The organism is Polaromonas sp. P4_F9 (genome assembly GCF_056401235.1).
Window position 1 is genome coordinate 42,942 of record NZ_JBFUJT010000011.1, and the last position, 22,768, is coordinate 65,709.

Annotated in this window: 18 protein-coding genes; all 18 read left to right on the forward strand. The window is 65.7% G+C overall.

All coding sequences use genetic code 11. The features are described from left to right. Window positions 1-20: 20 nt before the first annotated feature. The 18 genes from AC1DUB_RS11555 to AC1DUB_RS11640 all read left to right on the forward strand — a co-directional run bounded on the left by AC1DUB_RS11555 (window position 21) and on the right by AC1DUB_RS11640 (window position 22,746). A complete protein-coding gene (locus tag AC1DUB_RS11555; RefSeq protein ID WP_477729627.1) occupies window positions 21-773 on the forward strand; it encodes an SDR family oxidoreductase in 753 nt (250 codons plus the stop codon). Window positions 774-910: 137 nt separating this feature from the next. Then, window positions 911-2,212: an ABC transporter substrate-binding protein gene (locus AC1DUB_RS11560; protein ID WP_477729628.1), complete on the forward strand. Its 1,302-nt coding sequence runs from the start codon at window positions 911-913 to the stop codon at window positions 2,210-2,212. A gap of 85 nt (window positions 2,213-2,297) precedes the next feature. Further along, complete coding sequence (locus AC1DUB_RS11565; protein ID WP_477729629.1) at window positions 2,298-3,422, forward strand: zinc-dependent alcohol dehydrogenase family protein; 1,125 nt, start codon at window positions 2,298-2,300, stop codon at window positions 3,420-3,422. Between the two features lie 61 nt (window positions 3,423-3,483). Beyond that, on the forward strand, window positions 3,484-5,022 hold the full coding sequence (citF, locus tag AC1DUB_RS11570) for a citrate lyase subunit alpha (RefSeq protein ID WP_477729630.1): 1,539 nt from the start codon (window positions 3,484-3,486) through the stop codon (window positions 5,020-5,022). Between the two features lie 302 nt (window positions 5,023-5,324). Next, a complete protein-coding gene (locus AC1DUB_RS11575; RefSeq protein WP_477729631.1) occupies window positions 5,325-6,335 on the forward strand; it encodes a Bug family tripartite tricarboxylate transporter substrate binding protein in 1,011 nt (336 codons plus the stop codon). Between the two features lie 86 nt (window positions 6,336-6,421). After that, a complete protein-coding gene (locus AC1DUB_RS11580) occupies window positions 6,422-7,306 on the forward strand; it encodes an HTD2 family dehydratase (RefSeq protein ID WP_477729632.1) in 885 nt (294 codons plus the stop codon). A 32-nt stretch (window positions 7,307-7,338) separates the two neighbouring features. Continuing rightward, window positions 7,339-8,502 carry an acyl-CoA dehydrogenase family protein gene (locus AC1DUB_RS11585; protein ID WP_477729633.1) on the forward strand — a complete coding sequence of 388 codons (1,164 nt, stop codon included), beginning with the start codon at window positions 7,339-7,341 and terminating at the stop codon, window positions 8,500-8,502. Between the two features lie 15 nt (window positions 8,503-8,517). After that, window positions 8,518-9,708: a CaiB/BaiF CoA transferase family protein gene (locus AC1DUB_RS11590; RefSeq protein ID WP_477729634.1), complete on the forward strand. Its 1,191-nt coding sequence runs from the start codon at window positions 8,518-8,520 to the stop codon at window positions 9,706-9,708. A gap of 58 nt (window positions 9,709-9,766) precedes the next feature. Next, a complete protein-coding gene (locus tag AC1DUB_RS11595; protein ID WP_477729635.1) occupies window positions 9,767-11,155 on the forward strand; it encodes an MmgE/PrpD family protein in 1,389 nt (462 codons plus the stop codon). Then, a complete protein-coding gene (locus AC1DUB_RS11600) occupies window positions 11,152-12,033 on the forward strand; it encodes an HpcH/HpaI aldolase/citrate lyase family protein (RefSeq protein ID WP_477729636.1) in 882 nt (293 codons plus the stop codon). The genes AC1DUB_RS11595 and AC1DUB_RS11600 overlap by 4 nt, the downstream gene beginning before the upstream one ends. Window positions 12,034-12,211: 178 nt before the next feature. Then, window positions 12,212-13,204, forward strand: a complete 993-nt coding sequence (locus tag AC1DUB_RS11605; protein WP_477718973.1) for a tripartite tricarboxylate transporter substrate binding protein BugD — start codon at window positions 12,212-12,214, stop codon at window positions 13,202-13,204. A 388-nt stretch (window positions 13,205-13,592) separates the two neighbouring features. Then, window positions 13,593-14,060, forward strand: coding sequence for a (2Fe-2S)-binding protein (locus AC1DUB_RS11610; protein WP_477718972.1), 468 nt, complete (start codon window positions 13,593-13,595; stop codon window positions 14,058-14,060). 119 nt (window positions 14,061-14,179) lie between these two features. Continuing rightward, the gene (locus AC1DUB_RS11615; RefSeq protein WP_477718971.1) at window positions 14,180-16,555 is read left to right on the forward strand and encodes a xanthine dehydrogenase family protein molybdopterin-binding subunit; all 2,376 of its coding nucleotides are present in this window, start codon (window positions 14,180-14,182) and stop codon (window positions 16,553-16,555) included. Between the two features lie 22 nt (window positions 16,556-16,577). After that, a complete protein-coding gene (locus tag AC1DUB_RS11620) occupies window positions 16,578-17,369 on the forward strand; it encodes an FAD binding domain-containing protein (protein ID WP_477718970.1) in 792 nt (263 codons plus the stop codon). 186 nt (window positions 17,370-17,555) lie between these two features. Further along, window positions 17,556-18,458 (forward strand): AAA family ATPase, encoded by a 903-nt coding sequence (locus AC1DUB_RS11625; RefSeq protein ID WP_477718969.1) that lies wholly within the window; start codon window positions 17,556-17,558, stop codon window positions 18,456-18,458. A 212-nt stretch (window positions 18,459-18,670) separates the two neighbouring features. Further along, complete coding sequence (locus AC1DUB_RS11630; protein WP_477718968.1) at window positions 18,671-19,855, forward strand: vWA domain-containing protein; 1,185 nt, start codon at window positions 18,671-18,673, stop codon at window positions 19,853-19,855. A 30-nt stretch (window positions 19,856-19,885) separates the two neighbouring features. Further along, the gene (locus AC1DUB_RS11635) at window positions 19,886-20,473 is read left to right on the forward strand and encodes an SRPBCC family protein (RefSeq protein ID WP_477718967.1); all 588 of its coding nucleotides are present in this window, start codon (window positions 19,886-19,888) and stop codon (window positions 20,471-20,473) included. Window positions 20,474-20,640: 167 nt separating this feature from the next. Then, window positions 20,641-22,746, forward strand: coding sequence for a TonB-dependent receptor family protein (locus AC1DUB_RS11640; protein ID WP_477719052.1), 2,106 nt, complete (start codon window positions 20,641-20,643; stop codon window positions 22,744-22,746). Window positions 22,747-22,768 lie beyond the last annotated feature (22 nt).

The following is a 22,768-nucleotide window of genomic DNA, read 5'->3' on the forward strand; positions in this document are numbered from 1 at the left end:
CATCCATCCAAGGAAATTTCATGAATCAATTGCTCAACAAAATCGCCATCATCACCGGCTCCGGTGGTGGCTTTGGCGAAGGCATCGCGCAGGCCTACGTGGCCGAGGGCGCCAAGGTCATCGTCGCCGACATCAACGGCGATGCCGCGCGCAAGGTGGCAGCGGCCCTCGGGGCCCAGGCATCGGCGTTCACCTGCGACGTGACCAACAAGGCGCAGGTTCAGGCCTTGGTGCAGCACTGTGTCGAAACCTTCGGCATTCCCGACGTGGTGATCAACAACGCGGGCACCACCCACAAGAACCGGCCCATGCTGGAGGTCGACGAGGCGACGTTTGACCGCATGTTCGCCGTCAACGTCAAATCGATCTATCACATGACCCATGCGGTGTTGCCACTGCTGCGCAAGAAGGGCGGCGGCGTCATCCTCAACGTGGGCTCGGTTGCCGGCATTCGTCCGCGGCCAGGACTCAGTTGGTACAACGCCTCCAAGGGCGCTGTCAATATCCTGTCCAAGTCGATGGCGGTGGAACTCGGCCCGGAGAAGATTCGCGTCAACGCCATCTGCCCGGTGATGGGTGTCACCGGACTCTTCGAGGACTTCATGGGTGTTCCCGACACGCCCGCGAACCGCGCCCGATTCGTCGCGACGATTCCCCTGGGGCGCTTTGCGCAACCGAGTGACGTTGCTGCCGCTGCGGTATTCCTGGGCAGCGATGCCGCCGAGTTTTTTACCGGGGTCGAATTTCCGGTCGATGGCGGCCGGACGATTTGATTCGCTTGCCATTTTCCCCGTTCGCCCGCTGGGGGCCGATTATCAAAAACACCGGCGTCTATGCCGATTGAGAACGACCGGACGTTTTATCCGGATCGCCGACAAACCACACACCAAAAAACCACCAGGAGACATAAATGAAGATGCTGAAGCTACTAAAAATCGCTGGCGCGCTCGCCTTGGCGTGCGGGGCCGCATGGGCCCAGGACAAACCGGCAGAACTGAAGATCGGTATCACGACATTCATGTCGGGTCCGGCATCCGTGTTCGGCGTACCAGCCAAAGCCGCAGCCGAACTGCTCATCGATGAGATGAACGCCCAGGGTGGCGTCGGTGGTGTCAAGGTGTCCGCCACTTATATCGATGAAGGCACGGGTGCGGACAAGATGCTGACGGAATACCGCCGGGTCGTGCAGGAGCAGGGCGTGCGTACCATGCTGTCGGCCATCTCCAGCGGCAACTGCAACATCGTCGCGCCGGTGGCCGAAGACCTGAAGGTGCTCAATATCGCCTGGGACTGCGGCACCGAAAAGCTGCTCGAGTCGCGGCGCTACAAGTACGTGGTGCGGACGCAGGCCAACGCGACCACCGAGATGGTTGCGACGGTTCTGTACCTGCTGAAGACGCACCCCAACTTCTCGACCATTGCGGTGGTCAACCAGGACTATGCCTGGGGTCGTGATTCGTGGGAGATCTTCCTCAGCACACTCAAGGCCATGAAGCCTGGCGTCAGGGTCGTGGCCGAGATGTTTCCCAAACTTGGCGCACCTGATTTTTCGACTGAAATCAGCCGCCTGCAGGCCCTGAAACCCGATGTGATCCTGTCGACGTCATGGGGCGGCGATCTGGATACTTTCGTGCGGCAGTCGGCACAACGCGGTTTGCTCGGCCAAGGCCCGGTTTTCGTGCTGCCCTTGCTCGAAAGTTCGCTGGAGCGCCTCGGAGCGACGGTGCCCGCAGGCGTGATTGCCGGCGCTCGCGGTGACCACTACTTTCTCCACCCTGACACCAAGGACGACCCCAAGCACAAGGCCTTTGTCGAGAAGTTTCGGGCCAAGACCAGTGCCTACCCGATTTACCCGGCCTATCACATGGCCCAGGCACTTTACGGCCTGAAAGCCGGCTATGAAAAGGCCATCCAGGCCAACGGCGGAAAATGGCCAAGCACCGAGCAGGTGGCTGATGCGATGCGCACCATCGAATTCCGCGCTTTCGGTCACCCGGTCCGCATGCGGGCCGATGGTCAGGGGCTGGAGGATCAGTTGCTCGGCGTCACCAAGCGCGTGCCGCAGTATCCGTTTGCCGTGATGGACAAGATGATGATCGTTCCGGCGGACATGGTGACCACGCCGGTTGGGCAGAACTCGCCCGAGTGGGTGAAGACCCTGAAACCTTCCCTGCTGCAAAGTGACCGGTTGAAGACCGTCGATTTCAAGTGAGATCGGCCCTGGCGGCGCCTCCCCCCAGGCGTGGCGCTCGCCTTCCATCATTTCTCATCATTGTTTATGAAGCTGGAGCCTGACCATGAAAATCCGTGCAGCAGTCCTGGAGGCCATCGGCGCACCAGCGCCCTACGCTCAACGCCGGCCCCTGCGCGTGCAGGACGTGGAGCTGGATCCGCCCGGCCCGGGCGAGGTGCTGGTACGCATTGGCGCGGCGGGTCTGTGCCACTCCGACCTCTCGGTGATCTCCGGCGATCGGCCACGACCGACGCCCATGGTGCTGGGCCATGAATCGGCAGGCGAAGTGGTCTCCGTGGCGCCCGACGTGCGCGACCTCGCCCCAGGCGACCGCGTCGTCCTGGTGTTCGTACCCAGTTGCGGCGGCTGCGTGCCGTGCGCCGAGGGCCGGCCCGCCTTGTGCGAGCCAGGCGCGGTAGCCAACACGGCCGGCACGCTGTTGTCTGGCGAGCGTCGCTTGCGCATCGGTGAAACGCGGCTCAACCATCACACCGGCGTGTCCTGTTTTGCCGAGTACGCGGTGGTGAGCCGGCGCTCCTGCGTCAAGCTGGAGGCCGATATCAGCTACGCCGAAGCGGCACTGTTCGGTTGTGCGGTGCTGACCGGCGTCGGCGCCGTGATCAACACCGCACGCGTACAGGCCGGCAGCAGTGTAGCCGTGCTCGGCCTCGGCGGCGTGGGCCTGAATGCGCTGCTCGCCGCGGTGGCGTCCGGTGCCCGGGAAGTGGTGGCAATCGACCTGAACGATGACAAGCTGCAATTGGCCCGCGAACTCGGCGCCACGGCGGCAGTCAATGCCGGGAGCGCCAATGCCGTCGAGGCGGTGCGCGACCTGACGAAAGGCGGCGTGGACTATGCGTTCGAGATGGCAGGGTCGGTCAAGGCGCTGGAACTGGCCTACCGCATCACGCGTCGCGGCGGCTCGACGATCACTGCCGGGCTGCCCAATCCGGCGCACCGGTTTGAACTCGCGCCGGTGTCTCTGGTTGCCGAGGAGCGAACCCTGCGCGGCAGCTATATCGGTTCAAGCGTGCCGGTGCGGGACATTCCGCGTTACGTCGACATGTACCTGCGCGGCAAGCTGCCCATCGACCGCTTGATGGGGCAGCAGCTGACCCTGGAGGCTATCAACAGCGGCTTCGACCGGCTTGCCAGCGGGCACGCGCTGCGCGACGTCGTGGTGTTCTGATCCGGCAAGGCTACGCGCCCATGACCTCCCTACTCCGAACCGCTCCGAACCGCTCCAAGCCATGAAAAATGCGCTCCATAGAGAGGTGCCAGCGTCCCTGATCGGGTACGGCGACATTCGCCCGTTTCGGGGCGCCGCCTGGCTGCCGGAGGTCATCACCCGTGCGCCTGTGAAAGTGCGCTGTGCCGTTCCCGGTGCCAGCAAGGTGTTGCCCAGCATCCGCGCCGCGGTTCAGGCCTGCGGCCTGAAGGACGGTGCGACCATCTCTTTTCATCACCACCTGCGCAACGGCGACGGTGTGCTCAACCAGGTCGTCGCCGAGATTGCCCGGATGGGCCTGTCGAACATCAAGATCGCGGCCAGTTCGCTGTTTCCGGTGCACGCGCCCCTGGTTGAGCACATGCGCAGCGGCGTGATCTCGGGCATCAGCGCCACCTACATCGCAGGGCCGGTGGGAGAGGCCATCGCACGCGGCGCACTGGCCCGTCCGGCTGTCATGTACACACATGGCGGGCGCGCCCGCGCCATCGAGTGCGGCGATCTGCATATTGATGTGGCCTTCGTCGCCGCCCCGACCGCCGACACCTGCGGAAACCTCAATGGGACCGAGGGCAGGTCGGCCTGCGGCACCCTCGGTTATCCCATGGTTGACGTGCAATATGCAGACGCGGTGGTGGCGCTGACCGATCACCTGGTGCCCTACCCCGCTTGCCCGATCCACATCACCCAGGACCAGGTTGATTTTGTCGTCGCACTGGACAGCATCGGTGATGCGCAGGGCATTGTGTCCGGCTCGACCCGGATGACGTCGGACCCGGTCGGCCTGCAGATTGCCCGCACGGCCGCAGATGTGATCCAGGCCTCCGGCCTGTTGACCGAAGGATTTTCGTTCCAGACCGGCGCGGGTGGCATCTCGCTGGCGGTCGCGGCCTACCTCACAACGCTCATGCATGAGCACAAGGTCAGGGGCAGTTTTGCTTCGGGCGGCATCACCGGCTACCTGGTCGACATGTTCGAAGCCGGTTTGTTTCGCACCTTGTTCGATGTCCAGTGCTTCGATCTTCGCGCGGTGGAGTCCTTCCGGCGCCATCCCGCCCATCAGATGATGTCCGCATCGATGTATGCGAATCCGCACAACCGGGGCGCCGTCGTGAATCAGCTCGACAGCGTGATCCTGGGCGCCGCCGAGATCGACCTGGACTTCAACGTCAACGTCACCACGGGCTCCGGTGGGCTGATCCTGGGCGGCTCCGGCGGACACAGCGACACGGCGGCCGGCGCCAAACTCGCCATCGTCACCACGCGCCTGGCCGCTGGCGGCAATTCCAAAGTGGTGGACCGTGTCAATACCGTGAGCACGCCAGGCGAGTCCATCGATGTACTGGTGACCGAGTACGGGATCGCGGTCAACCCCCGGGCGGGCGAACTCAAGGAGCGCCTCATCGCCCACGGCCTGTCGGTGGTCAGCATTGAAGCGTTGAGGGACAGCGCAGCACGCCAGGCGGTCGCGCGCTCGCCTGTTGAAAAAACCGGGCGCCCCGCGGCGGTGGTCGAGTATCGCGACGGCTCGGTAATTGATGTGGTCGATGTGATCGCCTGACGGCAGACGGCAACGGCAACGGCTGAAATCATCAGCCATGCCATCTGGCCGGGACGGATCTCCCCGGCGTCCGCGACAGCCCGATCACGCGAGTCCCGTCGGCCGGTGAGGTCAATCCTGGTCGGGCGCCACGCCCCTTTCAGCCCCTGGCACCTCAAGCCGAAAGACCATGCCGAACGCTTGGTCAATGTGACGTGATGCACCGCCACCCTTCCGAAAACCTGAAGCCCTGGTTTGAAAATGAGTGATTGCATCCGCTAGCGGGTGCGGCGACCATAGGAGGACTTACAGGAGACAACCGTATGCGCAGTCTTGCCCCGGGCAGGGAATTGGGTCGCCGGATTTTTACAGCCGCCCTGTTGGGCGCCTTGACGGCAGTAACGCCGGTGCTTGCCCAGTCCGCCTACCCGAACCGCCCCATCGTCATGATCGTGCCCCAGGCCGCCGGCGGCACCAACGACATCGTGGGCCGGCTGGTGAGCCAGAAGCTCGGCGAGGTGCTGAACACTTCGGCCGTCGTCGAGAATCGCCCCGGCGCTGGCGGGAACATCGGCACCCAGGCGGCGGCCAAGGCGCCGAAAGACGGCTACACCCTGCTCATGACCATCAGCAGCAGCCAGGCCATCAATCCGGCGCTCTACAAAAATGCCGGTTTCGATCCGGTCAAGGATTTCAAACCCGTCAGCCTGATTGGCGCCGTGCCCAATGTGCTGCTGGTGCACCCTTCTTTTCCGGCGAAGTCGGTCGCCGAGCTGGCCGCGCTGGCCAAGGGCAAGCCGGGCCAGTACCAGTACGCCTCGGCCGGCAACGGCACGCTGAACCACCTGCTCGGTGAAATGCTGGGCAGCATGGCCGGCATCAACCTGCAGCATGTGCCCTACAAGGGCGTGGCTCCGGCGCTGAACGACGTGCTGGGCGGACAGCTGCCCATGCTGTTTGCCAGCCTGCCATCCGCGCTGTCGCACATCAAGGCGGGCAAGCTGCGCGCACTGGCGGTCAGCGGCGCCAACCGCTCGCCGGTGCTGCCCGATGTGCCGACCATTGCCGAAACCGTGCCCGGCTACAACGGCACGCTGTGGATCGGCCTGTTCGCCCCCGCCGGCGTGCCGCCGGACGTGCTGGCCCGGCTGCAGGACGGCATGGCCAAAGCGCTGGCCGCCAAAGACCTGCGCGACAAGCTGGAGCAACAGGGCGTCGAACTGGCGGGCCCGCCCGAGCGGCCGGTGACGCCGGAGCAGTTCGCCGCGCTGCTCAACGACGACATCGCCAAATGGGCGCGCATCGTAAAGTCCTCCGGCGCCTCGGTCGATTGACCCGCTTGTCCTGTCCTGTCCACCGGGCGATGAACACTGAACGATGAACTCGAAACCCTGAACTCCCATCTCACACTGAAGCGATCATGAGCACTGACATCCGCACCCTCGACGCCGCCACCCTCGCCCACCTGCAAGGCTGGGTCGGCAAGACCGAAACCCTGGCCGACGACATCACCGCCGCGCCGGTCCGCGCGCTCTCGGCCACGCTGGACCGCGACGATGCACCGCCCGTGCCCGGCACGGCGTTGCCCCCGCTGTGGCACTGGCTGTATTTTTTGCCGCAGCATCGCCAGAGCGAGATCGGCCCGGACGGCCATGCGAAGCGCGGCGGTTTCCTGCCGCCGGTGCCGCTGCCGCGCCGCATGTGGGCCGGCGGCCGCCTCAACTGGCAGCCGGGCAACCCGCTGGTGGTGGACGACGCGGCCCGGCGCGTCTCACGCATCGAGTCCGTGACACACAAGGCCGGCCGCACCGGCGACCTGCTGTTCGTGCTGGTCAAGCATGAGCTGCACAACACCCACGGCCTGGCGCTGACCGAGGAGCACGACATCGTCTACCGCGCCAACCCGCTGCCCGGTGACCCGGTGCCGCCACCCGCCGCCGCGGAACAGGGCGCCGCCTGGCAGCGCGAGATCGTGCCCGACGACGTGCTGCTGTTCCGCTACTCGGCGCTGACCTTCAACGGCCACCGCATCCATTACGACCGCCGCTATGTGACCGAAGTCGAGGGCTACCCCGGCCTGATCGTGCACGGCCCGCTGATTGCAACACTGCTGGTGGACCTGGTGCGCCGCCATGTGCCGGATGCCTTTGTGAAAAGCTTTGCCTTCAAGGCGGTGCGGCCCACCTTTGACCTGCATCCGTTCCGCCTGCATGGCCAGCCATCGGCCGATGGCAAAACCGTGAAGCTCTGGGCCGCCGACCACGAAGGCTGGCTCACCATGCAGGGCACCGCCGAACTCGCCTGAACAGCCCTCCAACCAAACACCCTACGACCGCCATGATCAAGACCGCCACCGACCAATACCAGGACATCCGCGATGCCGTGCGCGCACTGTGCGCCGAGTTCCCGGATGAATACCACCGCAAGATCGACGAACAGCGCGCCTACCCCGAGGCCTTTGTCGATGCGCTGACCAAGGCCGGCTGGCTGGCCGCGCTGATCCCCGCCGAATATGGCGGCTCCGGCCTGGGCCTGGCCGAGGCCTCGGTGATCATGGAAGAGATCAACCGCTCCGGCGGCAATTCCGGCGCCTGCCACGGCCAGATGTACAACATGGGCACGCTGCTGCGCCACGGCTCCACCGCGCAAAAGGAGCTGTACCTGCCCAAGATCGCCAGCGGCGAATGGCGGTTGCAGTCGATGGGCGTGACCGAGCCCAGCACCGGCACCGACACCACCAAGATCAAGACCACCGCCATCAAGAAGGGCGACCGCTACGTCATCAATGGCCAAAAGGTCTGGATCTCGCGCGTGCAGCACTCCGACTGGATGATCCTGCTGGCGCGCACCACAGCGCTGGCCGAGGTCAAGAAAAAATCCGAGGGCATGTCGATCTTCATGGTCGACCTGCGCCAGGCCGAGAAATCCGGCATGACGGTGCGGCCGATTCCCAACATGGTGAACCACGAGACCAACGAGCTGTTTTTCGAGAACCTGGAAATCCCCGAAGAGAACCTGATCGGCCAGGAAGGGCTGGGCTTCAAGTACATCCTGGACGGACTGAATGCCGAGCGCACGCTGATCGCCGCCGAGTGCATCGGCGACGGCTACTGGTTCCTCGACCGGGTCACCAAATATGTGGGCGAGCGCGTGGTGTTCGGCCGCCCGATCGGGCAGAACCAGGGCGTGCAGTTCCCGATTGCCGAGGCCTACATCGAGGTCGAGGCCGCCAACCTGATGCGCTACAAGGCCTGTGCGCTGTTCGATGCCGGCCAGCCCTGCGGCGCGGAGGCGAACATGGCCAAGTACCTGGCGGCCAAGGCGAGCTGGGAGGCGGCCAATGCCTGCATCCAGTTCCACGGCGGTTTCGGATTTGCCAACGAATACGACGTGGAGCGCAAGTTCCGCGAGACCCGCCTGTACCAGGTCGCGCCGATCTCGACCAACCTGATCCTGAGCTACGTGGCCGAGCACCTGCTGGGCCTGCCCCGCTCCTTCTGATTTCCGGAGGCCTCCATGACCCGACCGCTTGACGGCATCACTGTCGTTTCCCTCGAACACGCGATCGCCGCGCCGTTCTGCACCCGCCAGCTGGCCGACCTCGGCGCCCGCGTGATCAAGATCGAGCGCCCCGGCGTGGGCGACTTTGCACGCGCCTATGACCAGCGCGTGCGCGGCCAGGCCTCGCACTTTGTCTGGACCAACCGCTCCAAGGAAAGCCTCACGCTGGACCTGAAGCAACCCGAAGCGCTGGCCGTGCTGAAGGCATTGCTGGTCAAGGCCGACGTGCTGGTGCAAAACCTCGCGCCCGGCGCCACCGCGCGCATGGGGCTGGGCTATGAAGCGCTCAGCCAGAACCATCCCGGCCTGATCGTCTGCGACATCTCGGGCTACGGCGAAGACGGCCCTTACCGCGACAAGAAGGCCTACGACCTGCTGATCCAGAGCGAGGCCGGCCTGCTGTCGATCACCGGCACGGCCGAGGAGCCCTCCAAGGCCGGCAACTCGATGGCCGACATCGCCGCCGGCATGTACGCCTACACCAGCGTGCTGGCGGCGCTGCTGCAGCGCGATAAACCTGGCGGGACCGGCAAGGGCTCGCACATCGACGTGTCCATGCTCGAATCGCTGGCCGAATGGATGGGTTACCCGCTGTACTACGCGTTTGAGGGCGCCCCGCCGCCGCCGCGCACCGCCGCCTCACATGCCAGCATCTACCCCTATGGCCCTTTCCAGGCCGGGGACGGCGGCACGGTGATGCTGGGCCTGCAGAACGAGCGCGAATGGAAAGTGTTTTGCGAGGTCGTGCTGCAGAACGCCGCGCTGGCCACCGACCCGCGCTTTGACAGCAACGCCCGCCGCAACGAAAACCGCGATGCGCTCAAGGCCATCATCCTGGCCGTCTTTGCCGAGCTCGGCACCGCCCAGGTCGTGGCCCGGCTGGATGTAGCGCAGATTGCCAATGCCCGCATGAACAGCATGGCGGAGGTCTGGGCGCACCCGCAACTCAAGGCGCGCGAGCGCTGGCAGGATGTGGACTCGCCGGCCGGCATGATCCCGGCACTGCTGCCGCCGGGCCGCATCAGCAGCTTCGACTACCGCATGGACGCCATCCCCGCCGTGGGCCAGCACACCGACGCTATCCTGCGCGAGCTGGGCCGCGACGAGGCCGCCATTGCCGAACTGCACGCGGCCCAGGCTGTTTAACCCTTTAAGCCTATCGGCCTTGTGCCAATTTCACTCACTCATTCACAAGGATGACCCGATGAGTTCCCCCACCGCCCAACTGGCCGCTTTTGCCGCCTGTCTGACTTTCGAGGCCATTCCCGCGCCGGTGGTGCGCAAGGCCGAAGACCTGCTGGTCGACTGGTTCGGCTCGGCGCTTGCCGGAAAGGGCGCGCGCCCGGTGGAGACCATCGCGCGCTTTGCCGGGCAGATGGGGCCGCCGCCAATGCGCAGCGGCAATACGCTGCCCGCCGGCGCCTCCGAAGTGCTGATCAACCGCAGCTGCACCAGCCCCTACCTGGCGGCCATGGTCAACGCGGCCGCCTCGCACGTGGCTGAGCAGGACGATGTCCACAATGGCTCGGTGTTTCACCCCGCCACGGTGGTGTTCCCGGCGGCGCTGGCGGTGGCCCAGGCGCTGGGCGCCAGCGGCCGGCAGCTGCTGACGGCATCGGTCGCAGGCTACGAGGTCGGGATTCGGGTGGGCGAGTTTCTGGGCCGCTCGCATTACAAGGTATTTCACACAACCGGCACGGCCGGCACGCTGGCGGCCGCCGCCGCGGCGGGCCATCTGCTCGGGCTCACGGCGCAGCAGATGCAGCACGCCTTCGGTTCGGCCGGCACGCAGTCGGCCGGCCTGTGGGAGTTCCTGCGCACCGCGGCCGACTCCAAGCAGCTGCACACCGCGCACGCTGCCGCGGCGGGGCTGATGTCGGCCTACCTGGCGCAGGGCGGATTCACCGGCGCGGCGCAGATCTTCGAAGGCCCGCAGGGCATGGCGGCCGGCATGTCGAGCGATGCCGATCCTGCCCGGCTCACCGCGGGTCTCGGCACCCGCTGGGCCACAGCCGAAACCTCGTTCAAGTACCACGCCTCCTGCCGCCACACGCACCCGGCCGCCGACGCGCTGCTGCAGGTGATGCAAACCCACCACCTCCAGCCCGACGACCTGGCCAGCGTGGTCACCCACGTGCACCAGGGCGCCCTTGACGTCCTCGGGTCGGTGACGCATCCCGCTACCGTGCACCAAAGCAAATTTTCCATGGGCACGGTGCTGGCACTGGTGGCGCGCTTCAGCCACGCCGGACTGGCTGAATTCGACCAGCACTTCCACGACGCCGCCACGCAAAGCCTGCGCGACCGTGTGACCATGGTGCTGGACGCCGAAGTGGACAGCGCCTACCCGCAGCGCTGGATTGGCAAGGTCACGGTGACCACGACCGATGGCCGGGTACTGCAGGGCCGCGTCGATGACCCCAAGGGCGACCCCGGCAACACCCTCAGCCGCGAGGAGATCACCGCCAAGGCCTTGCGGCTGGCGGCTTACAGCGGAGCCGCCGCGCCTGCCGACATGCAAACGGCCATCGATGGCCTGTGGGCCGTGGCGCGGAGTCCGCGGCTGGGGCCGCTGCTCGGAGGTCTGGCATGACAACCGGCCCGGCCCCCGCGCCCGCTATCGCACCCGCAGTGGCGCGCGCCCACGCCCTGCTTTTTGTGCCCGCCAACCGGCCGGAGCGCATTGCCAAGGCGCTGGCCAGCGGCGCCGGCGCGGTGATTGTGGACCTGGAAGACGCCGTGCCGCCGGATGCCAAGGCAGCCGCCCGCGATCAGCTGGCGCAGGTGTTCGCGGGCCTGGGCGCGGCGGAACGCGCGCGCCTGCTGGTGCGCATCAACGCCGGCAGCACGCCCTGGCATGCCGGCGACCTTGCACTGGTGGGCCGGCTGGCCGCGCAGGGCTTGGCCGCCGTGATGGTGCCCAAGGCCGAATCTGCAGCAGACCTGGCACAAGTGGCCGCTGCGGTCGGCCCGGCATGCGGCCTGCTGCCGATAGTGGAGTCGGCTGCCGGGCTGGCGGCCGCGGATGCGCTGGCGCACAGCCCGCAGGTCGTCCGGCTGGCGTTTGGCAACCTCGACTTTCAGGCCGACCTGGGGCTGGCCTGCGAACCGGACGAGGCCGAGCTGGTGTCGGTACGCCTGGCCCTGGTGCTGGCGTCGCGCCGCGCCGGGCTGCCGGCGCCGGTCGATGGCGTCACCCCCGACATCGGCGACCTCGCGGCGCTGCAGGCCACCGCAGCCCGCAGCCGGCGCGGCGGCTTTGGCGCCAAGCTGTGCATTCATCCTGCCCAGGTGGCCCCGGTCAATGCGGCGCTGGCGCCCAGCGCGGCCGAACTGGACTGGGCGCGCCGCGTCATTGAAGGCAACGACAGCGAGCGCGGCGGGGTGTTCGTGCTGGATGGCCGGATGGTCGACGCCCCGGTAGTGCGGCGGGCCCGGCAGCTGCTGGCGCAGGCACCCGGGAATCCATGAGCCGCATGAACCGGTGAACCGGCGGGCCGTCTCAAGCAAAGGATCAGGCAAGGGGTTTCTCCGATTGCGCTGCCTGACCTCAGCGCCCAAGATGAGATCACAGGGTGGCAGCGCCCCCGCTCCCGCCAGCCGGCCCGGCAGCAACCATTTACAGCATTTACAGCAAGGAAGACACACCATGATCAAACTCAACACCGTCAAAACCGTGCTGGCGGCTTGTACGGCAGCGCTGGCGCTGTCCGTCCACGCGCTGGCCTTCAGCCAGGCCTTCCCCGACAAACCCGTCACCCTGGTGGTGCCGTTCGCGGCCGGTGGCCCGACCGACGTGCTGGCCCGCATGATCGCCATTCCCATGGGCAAGTCCCTGGGCCAGACGGTGATCGTTGAAAACACGGTCGGCGCCGGCGGCACGATTGCGGCCACCAGGGTGGCGCGCGCCACCCCCAATGGCTACACCCTCTTTATCCACCACATGGGCATGGCCACCGCGCCGGCGCTGTACAAAAAGCTCAGCTTCGATCCGCTGAAAGACTTCGAGTACATCGGCCAGGTGGCGGATGTGCCGATGACGCTGCTGGCGCGCAAGGACTTTCCCGCCAACAACCTCAATGAGCTGCTGGCCTACGTGAAGACCAACAAGGAAAAGGTCTCGCTGGCCAATGCCGGCCTGGGCGCCGTGTCGCACCTGTGCGGCCTGTTGTTCATGAGCCAGATCGGCGTGGACCTCAACACCATTCCCTACAAGGGCACCGGCCCTGCCATCAACGACCTGCTGGGCGGCCAGGTGGACCTGCTGTGCGACCAGACGACGCAAACCGTGCCGATGATCAAGGACGGCCGCGTCAAGGTCTTCGGCGTGACCTCGCTCAAGCGCCTGTCGGCGCTGCCGAATGTGCCCACGCTGGACGAGCAGGGCCTCAAGGGCTTTGAGGTCAAGGTGTGGCATGGCATGTATGCACCCAAGGGCACGCCGGCACCGGTGCTCGACAAGATCAACGCCGCACTGCGCGCCGCCATGCGGGACCCCGCGGTCAAGCAGCGCCTGGCCGACCTGAGCTCGGACATCGTGCCCGAGGACAAGATGACCCCGGCCGCCCTGAAGAGCCACCTGGAAGCCGAGATCAACAAATGGAGCCCGGTGATCAAGAAGGCGGGCGTGTACGCTGACTGAACCGGATTTGAACCGGATTTGAACCTGTTTTGAACCCGCTCGCATTTCACTTCGCCACCACGGCTGAATGATGAAATTGGGGTGATAAAACCGGCTGCGGCCCCTCACGGATGGCCGCAGCCGGCGATTGATTTCAGGCCGCTTCCAGGCCATCGCCCGCTGCCACTCCACGGCAGGTCCAGCGGCATTGGCCTGCGGCTCGGACGGGGGTTCCGTTCTGCCCCCGGAAATCCCGAAAACATGGCCTCGCCTTGCAGCCTGACACGTATTGTTCCAATTTGAGAATTTCACCAGGACCTGGCACGCATGCTAGGGTTTAACCTAGGGATGTCCGTCGTCAGTGATCCAACAATGAGCCCTCAGCCCCAAGCCAACAGGAGACTCGCCCATGCAAGTTCAACTCACAGTCAACGGGAAATCGTCCAGCATTGAGGCCCCGCCCAACACCCTGTTGGTGCAGGTGTTGCGGGAACATCTCAAGCTCACCGGAACCCATGTGGGCTGCGACACCGCCCAATGCGGCGCCTGCACCGTCATCATGAACGGGCGGGCCGTCAAGTCCTGCAACATCCTGGCGGCCCAGGCGGCTGGCGCCGAGATCACCACCATCGAAGGCCTGGCCAAGGCAGATGGCACGATGCATCCGATGCAGGCCGCCTTCAAGGAGTGCCACGGCCTGCAATGCGGTTTTTGCACCACCGGCATGGTGATGAACGCCGTGGACCTGTGCACGCACCACCCCCAGGCCACGGAAGCCGAAATCCGCGAGCTGCTGGAAGGCAATATCTGCCGCTGCACCGGCTACCAGAACATCGTCAAGGCCGTGCAGCAAGGCGCGGTGGCGATGACGGCCTGAAGACCTGACGCGGCGAGGTGTCCCGTTCACGCCGCCGGAATTTTTGACACGTTGAAACGCCCCACCTGCGCGGGCCAGCGCCACACCAAGTTAGCCATCTTTCCCAGGGAGTACACAACATGGGTGCATCCGACTTCATCAACCTGCCGACGATTGGCACGTCCGTTCGCCGCAAGGAAGACTACCGCTTTCTCACGGGTGGCGGCCAGTACACCGATGACATCACGCTGGCCAACCAGAGCTATGCAGTGTTTGTGCGCTCCCCGCATGCGCATGCCCGGATCAGGAGCATCAGTACGGCGCAGGCCAAGGCCGCGCCGGGCGTGCTGGGCGTGTTTGTCGGCGAGGACGTCGCGGCCGACAAGATCAACGGCCTGCCCTGCGGCTGGCTGATTACCAGCATCGACGGCACCCCGATGAAGGAGCCGCCGCACCCCATCCTGGCGCAGGGCAAGGTGCGTTATGTCGGCGACCATGTCGCCATGGTGGTGGCCGAAACGCTGGAGCAGGCCAAAAATGCCGCCGAGCTGGTCGAGGTGGACTACGACGTGCTGAGCGCCGTGGTCAAGGTCACGGATGCCGCGAAAGCCACGGCGCTGCACGAGGCCGCACCCGACAACCACTGCTACAAATGGGCGATAGGCGACAAGGCGCAGGTTGACGCGGCTTTTGCCGGGGCGGCGCATGTGACCAGACTCGACCTGATCAACAACCGCCTGGTGCCCAACGCGATGGAGCCGCGCGCCGTGATTGGCTCCTACAGCCGGGCGACCGATGAATACACGCTGTACGTGGCCAACCAGAACCCGCACGTGGAGCGCCTGCTGCTCACCGCGTTTGTGATGGGCCTGCCGGAGCACAAGGTGCGCGTCATTGCACCCGATGTCGGCGGCGGCTTCGGCTCCAAGATTTACCTCTACGCCGAAGATGTGTGCCTGACCTGGGCCTCGAAAAAGCTCAACCGCAACATCAAGTGGACGGCCGACCGCAGCGAAGCCTTTGTCAGCGACGCCCATGGCCGGGACCATTCCAGCCATGCCGAAATGGCGCTCGACAAGGACGGCAAATTCCTCGCGCTGCGCGTGCACACCGACGCCAACATGGGCGCCTACCTGTCGACCTTTGCGCCGGCCATCCCGACCATTTTGTATGCCACGCTGCTGGCCGGCCAGTACACCACGCCGCAGATTTATGTCGAGGTCGATGCCTGGTTCACCAACACGACACCGGTGGACGCCTACCGCGGCGCCGGCCGGCCCGAAGCGACCTATCTGCTGGAGCGGCTGGTCACGCGCGCCGGCTGGGAACTGGGCCTGGCGCAGGATGAAATTCGCCGGCGCAACATGGTGACGCAGTTCCCCTACCAGACGCCGGTGGCGCTGCAATACGACGTGGGCGACTTCCGCGCCTTGCTGGAACGCGCCAACGAGCTGGCCGACGTGGCCGGTTTTGCCCAGCGCAGAACCGCAACCGAAGCGAAGGGCAAACTACGCGGCATGGGCTACTCGAGCTACATCGAAGCTTGCGGCCTGGCGCCCAGCAACATCGCCGGCGCCCTCGGTGCCCGCGCCGGCCTGTTCGAGTGCGGCGAGGTGCGGGTTCACCCCACCGGCAGCGTGACCGTGTTCACCGGCTCGCACAGCCACGGCCAAGGCCATGAAACCACGTTCTCCCAGGTGGTGGCCGCCCGTCTGGGCATTTCGGTCGAACAGGTGGACGTGGTGCATGGCGACACCGGGCGTGTGCCTTTCGGCATGGGCACCTACGGCTCGCGCTCGCTGGCGGTTGGCGGCACGGCCATCATGAAGGCGCTGGACAAGATCGAGGCCAAGGCCAAGAAAATCGCCGCCCACCTGATGGAAGCCAGCGACGCCGATGTGGAGTTCGCCAACGGGGAGTTCACCATCAAGGGCACCGACAAGAAGGTGACCTTCGGCCAGGTGGCGCTGACGGCCTATGTGCCGCACAACTACCCGCTCGACAAGCTGGAGCCCGGCCTCAACGAGACGGCGTTCTACGACCCGACCAACTTCACCTTCCCGGCCGGCACCTACATCTGCGAGGTCGAGGTCGACCCCGCCACCGGCGAAGTGCGGGTGGACCGTTTCACCGCGGTGGACGACTTCGGCAACATCATCAACCCGATGATTGTCGAAGGCCAGGTGCAAGGGGGGCTGGTGCAGGGCATTGGCCAGGCGCTGATGGAAAACTGCGTGTACGACCAGGAATCCGGCCAGCTGCTGACCGGCTCCCTGATGGACTACGCGATGCCGCGTGCCGACGACATGCCCAACTTCACCCTGGCCACGCTGTGCACGCCGTGCAGCCACAACCCGCTCGGCGCCAAGGGCTGTGGCGAGGCGGGCGCCATCGGGTCACCGCCGGCGGTGATCAACGCCGTGCTCGATGCGCTCAAGCCGCTGGGCGTGACCGACTTCGACATGCCCGCATCGCCCGGCCGTGTCTGGGAAGCTATCCAGGCCGCCAAACACTGACCCCTTCCAAGGAGCAACCACCATGTATGCATTCACCCTGGAGCGCCCCGCCACCCTGGCTGACGCCGCGAAGCTCGCCGCTGCCGGCGCCAAGCCGCTGGCCGGTGGCCAGACCCTGCTCGCGTCGATGAAGATGCGCCTGTCCAGCCCGGAGCAACTGGCCGACCTGAGCGGCATCAAGGAACTTGCCGGCATCAAGCGCGACGGCAATGCTTTTGTGATCGGTGCGATGACGCGCCACGCCGATGTCGCCGACAACGCCGAGCTGAAAGCGGCCTTGCCCGCGCTGGCGGACATGGCAGCCCACATCGGTGACCGCCAGGTGCGTGCGATGGGCACGCTCGGCGGCTCGGTGGCCAACAACGATCCGGCCGCCTGCTACCCCAGCGCGGTGCTGGCGCTGGGCGCAACCATTCACACGACGGCGCGCAAGATTGCCGCCGACGATTTCTTCCTCGGCATGTTCGCGACCGCGCTCAACGAGGGCGAGCTGATCACGGCGATCAGTTTTCCCATCCCCAAACGTGCGGCCTACATGAAGTTCAAGCAGCCGGCCTCGCGCTTTGCGCTGGTCGGCGTGTTCATTGCGCAGTTTGATGCCGGTGTGCGCGTGGCCATCACCGGGGCAGCCAACGGCGTGTTCCGCCATGCCGGCCTGGAAGATGCCTTGAGCAAAAGCTTTACGCCCGAAGCGGCCGCGGCCGTCAAGATTGACGCGACAGACCTCAACAGCGACATCCACGCCACAGCGGCGTACCGCGCCAACCTGATCAGCGTGCAGGCGCAGCGTGGTGTGGCGAAGGCGCTGGGCTAACCAAAAAACCAAGCAAGCAAGGCGGGGAATTTCTGCACAATCCGTTTAAATCCGTTCGGGCTGAGCTTGGCTTGTACTGAGCTTGTCGAAGTGCGAAGCCTTTCCCCAGATGCTGATTGGTATAGAGAATAGAGAGCGTTTCGACAAGCTCAACGCGAACGGAAGAAAACCGGCAGGCCGATTTCGATGACACCATTCCCAAGCATTGATGCGCTGATGCAGGCGCTGCAGGGCGCCGGCTACTTTGCCGACCGCCGGCTGGCGACAGCGGTCTTTCTGGCCCTCAGGCTGCAGCGTCCGCTGCTGCTGGAAGGCGAGCCCGGCGTCGGCAAGACCGAGCTGGCCAAGGCGCTGGCCGTGGCGCTGCAGCGGCAACTGATACGCCTGCAGTGCTACGACGGGCTGGAGCAGCGCGAAGCCCTGTACGAATGGAACTATGCGGCCCAGTTGCTGCACATGCGGGCCGTGGAAGGCCACGGCAACGCCGCCGATGTGGAGCGCGAGGTCTACCAGGACCGCTACCTGATCCGGCGCCCGCTGCTGCAGGCGCTGCAAACGCCCCCGCCGGGCGCGGTGCTGCTGATCGACGAAGTGGACCGGGCCGATGAACCCTTCGAAGCCTTTTTGCTGGAATACCTGGGCGAGTACCAGGTCAGCATTCCGGAGATCGGCACGGTGCGCGCCGAGGTGACGCCCGTCACCATCCTCACCAGCAACCGCACGCGCGAACTCCACGACGCCGTCAAGCGGCGCTGCCTGTACCACTGGCTCGACTACCCGGACCGCGAACGCGAACTCGCGATTGTGCGGGCCCAGGTACCCGAGGCCAGTGAGCAGCTGTCGGCGCAGGTCGCCGGCTTTGTCGACCGGCTGCGCCGCTCGCCGTTTGGCAATGCCTTCCAGCGTGCGCCGGGCATTGCCGAGAGCGTGGAGTGGGCCAGGGCGCTGGTCGCGCTCGACACACTGGTGGTTGACCCCGAAGTGGTGGCCGATACGGCAGGCATCCTGTTCAAGCAGCGTGAAGACGTGGCGGCGCTGACGCATGGGATGGCAGTTGAGTTGCTCAAGCCGGAGGAGGTGGCGGGATGATGCGCACTCGCCGTCCTTCGACAACTCAGGACAGATCAGGTATTCGGGGGCGAGCCCTCACCCCAGCCCTCTCCCAGAGGGAGAGGGAGCAAGTCAGTTCTTCATTCCCTCTTCCGCTGGTTCACCCCACGACCTTCCGCACGCTGGCAAGGGAGCCGGCCAGTTCTTCATTCCCTCTCCCTCTGGGAGAGGGTTAGGGTGAGGGCTCCCCCGTGCTGCTAGGCGACGCCAGGGCCGGCAAGCTGGCCGACAACATCGCCGGCTTTGGCCGGGCGTTGCGCCGGGCCGGCGTGAAAATTGACAGCCAGCGCATTGCACTGGCCAAGGAGGCCGCGCTGGCGGTCGGTGTTGCCGACAGGGAAGACCTCAGTGCCGCCTTTGAAGCGGTCATGGTCAGCCGCGAGCAGGACCGTCTGGTGTTTCGCGAGCTGTTCGATGTGTACTTCCAGGATCCGAAAGTCGCCAACAAGCTGCTGGCGCAATTGCTTCCCAGTGCCGAAGGCAAGGCCGAAGCGAGCAAGCGCCGGCCCCGCGTGCGCGAGGCGCTGTCGCCGCAAAGGACCTTTGGCCAGCAGGCCCAGCCCCGCGCCGAAGACCAGAAGGTGGAGTTCGATGCGGCCATGACCGCCAGCGACATTGAGCGCCTGCAGCATGCCGACTTCAACGCCCTGTCCGCCACCGAGTACCGCCTGGTCGAGCGGCTGGCGCGCGACATCAAATTGCCCTTGCCCATGTTTGCCTCGCGCCGCAGCCGCCCCGCCGCATCGGGCGCACGCATTCACTGGCCGGGCGTGATGCACCAGGCCGCGCGCACGGGCGGCGAACTCATGCACCTGCCGCGGCTGCAGCGGCGCGAGCAGGCCCTACCCTTGCTGGTGCTGGTCGATGTGTCGGGCTCGATGGAGCGTTATGCGCGTTTGCTGCTGGCCTTTTTGCACGCGGCCACGCGCCGCCATCCGCACCGCGACGTATTTGCCTTCGGCATGCACCTGACCGATTTGACCCCGGCGTTTCGCCAGGCCGATACCGACGAGATGCTGGCGCATGCCAGTCTGGCGATCGAAGACTTTGCCGGCGGCACGCAACTGGGCGCGTCGCTGGCCAGCCTGCGCGAACGGCATGCGCGCCGACTGGTGGGCCGGCGCACCATGGTGCTGGTCATCACCGACGGGCTGGACACCGGCGAGCCGGCCGATCTGGCGAAAGAGCTCGCCTGGCTGCGCCGGCGCAGCCGCCGCCTGCTCTGGCTCAACCCCTTGCTGCGCTTTGAAGGCTACGCGCCGCTGGCCCGCGGCGCGGCCGTGCTGCATGCCCATGCGCATGGCATGCTGGCAGTACACAATCTGAGCAAGCTCGAAGAATTGGCGACCAGCCTGGCCGCCCTGATGAAAACCTGAAAAACCAAAAAAACCTGAAAGAATCTCCCCATGGACATGCAAGGAAGCCGTCAACTGGCCGTGACCCAGCAACAAGCGTGGGATGCGCTGAACGACCCGGCCGTGCTCAAAACCTGCATACCGGGTTGCGACAAGGTGGAAGCCTCCGGCGAGAACCAGTACGCCATCGGCATGGCGCTGAAGATCGGCCCGGTATCGGCCAAATTCTCCGGCAAGATCACGCTGAGCGACATCACCCCGCCGGCCAGCTACCGGCTGTCGTTTGAAGGACAAGGCGGCCCGGCCGGTTTTGGCAAGGGGAGCGCTGCGGTCGCGCTGACGCCGGACGCCGATGGTTGCGAGCTGTCGTACACGGTCAACGCCACCGTAGGCGGCAAGATTGCGCAGCTCGGACAGCGGCTCATCGACGGCGCGGCCAAATCAATGGCGGAAGACTTCTTCAAGCGTTTTGACGAAGAAATGCAACGCCAGCACCCTGAAAGTTATGCGGCCAAGATGGTGATGGGCGATGTGGATGCCGAGCCGGTGAGTCGGGCGCACCCTGCGGGCGTGCCGGTGTGGCTCTGGGTCGGCGGTGCCGTGGTGGGGGCCCTGGTCGTGTTCTTGTTGATGTATTAGGGGCGCAGGCGCAGTGTGAAACTCCTCCTGAAAACCCGATGTGATGGACGCGGCTGTTGGCACAAGCGCTGCTGAAAGACGATGTGAAGAGCCCATCCATCGTGAGCGGCCAGCCGTTCGGGCGGCACCGGCTTCAGGCCAACAGCCAGGCATTGGCCTGGCTGGCTATGCTGGGGCTGCCCGCGCAAGCGTGGAGCCAGGCCGCCGCTCCGGAACCGGCCGTGCGCACCCTGCGTCCGGTGGTGGTGACCGTGACGCGCGGCGTCGAGCAGTCGGCGTTCGATAGCCCCGCCTCGGTCGACGTCATCGACGCCACCACGATTCAGAACGGGCAGTTGCAGGTCAACCTGTCCGAAACGATGGTGCGCGTTCCCGGCCTGGTGGCGCAGAACCGCCAGAACTATGCGCAAGACATCCAGATCTCTTCGCGGGGGTTTGGCGCGCGCTCGACTTTTGGCGTGCGCGGCCTGCGGCTCTACGCCGACGGCATCCCGGCCAGCGGCCCAGACGGGCAGGGTCAGGTGTCGCACTTCGACCTGGCTTCCGCATCGCGCATCGAGGTTTTACGCGGTCCGTACTCGGCGCTTTACGGTAACTCCTCCGGCGGTGTCATCAGCATTTTTACCGCCGACGGCGGGCCGCAAACGGTGGCCGACATCTCCAGCGCCTGGGGCAGTGATGGCGAGCAGCGCACCGGCGCCAAATTGAGCGGCAGCCAGGGCGCGGTGCAATACAACCTGAGTGCCGCGCGCTTCAGCACCGACGGCTACCGCGACCACAGTGCGGCAAGTCGCACGGGTTTTAACGGTAAGGTGAAGGCCACCGTCCACGACGATACCCGCCTGACCTTCGTTTTGAACAGCATGAAAATGCCCGATGTCCAGGACCCGCTCGGGCTGACGCGCGAAGAAATGCAGGCCAACCCGCGCCAGGCCACGCCCAATGCCTACACCTTCAACACCCGCAAGTCGGTCGATCAACTGCAGGGCGGTGCCGTGCTGGAGCATCGCCTGAGCGCGGGCCAGTCGCTGCAGCTCACTGCCTACACCGGCGAGCGCGAGACGCAGCAGTTTCAGGCGATTCCCGTGGGCACCCAGGCACCGGCAACGCATCCAGGAGGGGTGATCGACTTGCGCCGCCGCTACCACGGGCTGGATGCCCGCTGGATCAACAAGACCCGCCTGCTGGGCAAGCCCCTGACGCTGACGGCGGGCCTGTCCACCGACCAGGCCAGGGAGGCGCGGCGTGGCTTTCAGAACTTTGTGGGGAGCACGCTCGGCGTGCTGGGCGCGCTGCGGCGCGACGAGGCCAACACCGTGCGCAGCTTTGACCAATATGTGCAGGCCCAGTGGGTGGCTGCTGAACGCTGGAGCGTCTCAGCGGGCTTGCGCCACTCACGGGTGTCGTTTGACTTTCGGGACAAATACATCGTGCCCGGCAATGGCGACGACAGCGGCTCGGTCAGCTACCAGGCCAGCACACCCGTGCTGGGCGTCGTGTACCACGTGACCGATGCCACCAACCTGTATGCCACAGCGGGGCGGGGCTTTGAAACGCCGACGCTCAACGAGCTGGCCTACCGTGCCAGTGGCGGAACAGGCCCGAATTTGGCCTTGCAGAGCGCGACCAGCCGGCAATGGGAAATCGGCGCCAAAACCGAATTCATGCCGCAGTGGCGCCTGAACGCCGCCTATTTCCGGGCCCGCACGGCCAACGAGATCGTGGTGTTGAGTAACGCCGGTGGCCGCAGCACATTCCAGAACGCGGGAACCACACAGCGCGACGGCATTGAGGCCGCGCTGTCCGGGCGCTGGGGCAAGGGCTGGTCCACCTACCTGGCCGCCACTTACCTGGATGCCCGGTACGGCAACGGCTTTTTGACTTGTGTCGCCGCGCCCTGCACCACGCCCAACACCCTGGTGGCCAGTGGCAACCGCATTCCCGGTATTCCGCACGCCAGCCTTTTCGCTGAGCTGGCCTGGCAGCACAGCCCCTGGGGCCTGGAAACCGCACTGGAATGGCGCCATGTCGGCAAGATCTATGTGGATGACAGGAACACCGACACGGCGCCCCGCGCCAGCACGGTGAACCTGCGGGTGTCGCTGACGCAGAAATTGGACCGCTGGTCAGTCAGGGAATTCATCCGGGTTGACAATCTGACTGACCGCCAATACGCCGGCTCGGTGATCGTCAATGAGGGCAACGGGCGCTTCTTCGAGCCGGCGCCGGGTCGCAACTGGCTGGTCGGCGTGAACGCCGTCTATGCGTTCTGACGGAGTAGTACGGGCTCGCCGC